This is a genomic window from Hymenobacter antarcticus, from assembly GCF_039539545.1.
In the GTDB taxonomy this organism is placed as follows: Bacteria; Bacteroidota; Bacteroidia; order Cytophagales; family Hymenobacteraceae; genus Hymenobacter; species Hymenobacter antarcticus.
Window position 1 is genome coordinate 1 of the sequence record NZ_BAABDI010000063.1, and the last position, 1,360, is coordinate 1,360.

Here is a 1,360-nt window from a genome sequence, read left to right on the forward strand (position 1 = left end):
CCGGAAATAGGTTGACAGCTTTCCCAAAAGATGTCATGAAAACTGAGTTTGAGCCGCGTGTGCGGCGTAGTCAGCGCGACTACAGTTTGCCCTTTAAATTGGCCGTGGTGGGTGAAGTCGGCCGCGGAGAGCTGAGTTATAAACAAGCCCAGCAGCGTTACGGCATCCAGGGCCGGAGCACGGTGCTGACCTGGTGCCGGCGATATGCCAGCCATTTCGTAACTTTTCAGCAGGCCGGACCCACTTCCTCCGGCACTGCCCCTGCCGTGGACCCGACCCCGGAACAACGCATCAAGCAGTTGGAAACCGAACTGCGCGAGCAAAAAAAGCGGCATAGCAAGCAGTTAAAGGATTCGACCGACCTGAATTTATTGTTGCGCACGATGTTACAAGTGGTAGAGGAGGACCATGGCATCCCCCTGCCAAAAAAGTCTTTTCGCCGGCCGTTTCCCGGCTGGCGAGCGACAAAACCCTAGGCGTCCAACGCAGTTGCCAGCTCTACGGCGTGAGCCGCCAAAGTCTTTACCAGCGCCGGCAGCGGCAGGCCCGGCAGGCCGAGCGGGGCGAGCAGGTGCTCGACCAGGTCCGACTCGTGCGCACCAAACTGCCGCGCCTGGGTACGCGCAAGCTGCTGCACAAAATCACCCCCTTGCTGCGGGTGCAGGGCGTGGCCTGCGGGCGTGATGCCTTGTTCACCCTGCTGCGCCAGCGCCAGCTACTCGTGTCCCGAAAACGCAGCTACACGAAGACGACCGACTCGAATCACCGCTTCCATAAGCACCCCAACCTGGTGAAGGACGCACCCAAGCCCACGGCCCCGAATCAACTATGGGTCAGTGACATCACCTATTTACCCACCCGCCAGGGCACGGTCTACCTGAGCCTGGTTACCGATGCCTGTTCCCGGCGTATTGTCGGCCACCACGTCCACTCCAGTCTGCACACGACCGGCTGCCTGGCCGCCCTGGACCAGGCCGTACGCGCGGCTGGCCCGGCCACCATCGGGCTGATTCACCATTCCGACCGGGGTAGTCAATACGCCTCCGATGCGTACCAGGCCGCCCTGGAAAAAGCGAAAATGCGCTGCTCCATGACCGACGGCTACGATTGCTACCAGAATGCGCTGGCCGAACGGGTCAACGGCATTTTGAAAGACGAATTCCTCTTTGTCCTCCCCGACGACCTGGCCCAGGCCCGCCTGCTCGTCGACCAGGCCGTGCACCTCTACAACGAGGAACGGCCCCACCTGGCCCTGAATTACTTAACCCCCAATCAAGTCCATTTGCAAGGAAAAAGCCCCGCCGGAAAATCCGAGCAGGGCCCTTGCCTTATTCCTGTCAACATATAGCCGGACGAGACA

1 protein-coding gene is annotated in these 1,360 nt (G+C 60.4%); it reads left to right on the plus strand.

Annotation, left to right across the window (positions count from 1 at the left end; genetic code table 11):
- Window positions 1-35 precede the first annotated feature (35 nt).
- A protein-coding gene (locus tag ABD819_RS21375) for an IS3 family transposase (RefSeq protein WP_345127705.1) occupies window positions 36-1,348 on the plus strand; the annotation gives its coding sequence in 2 pieces (ribosomal slippage) (window positions 36-443 and window positions 446-1,348; 1,311 coding nt in all).
- The last annotated feature ends 12 nt before the right edge of the window (window positions 1,349-1,360 follow it).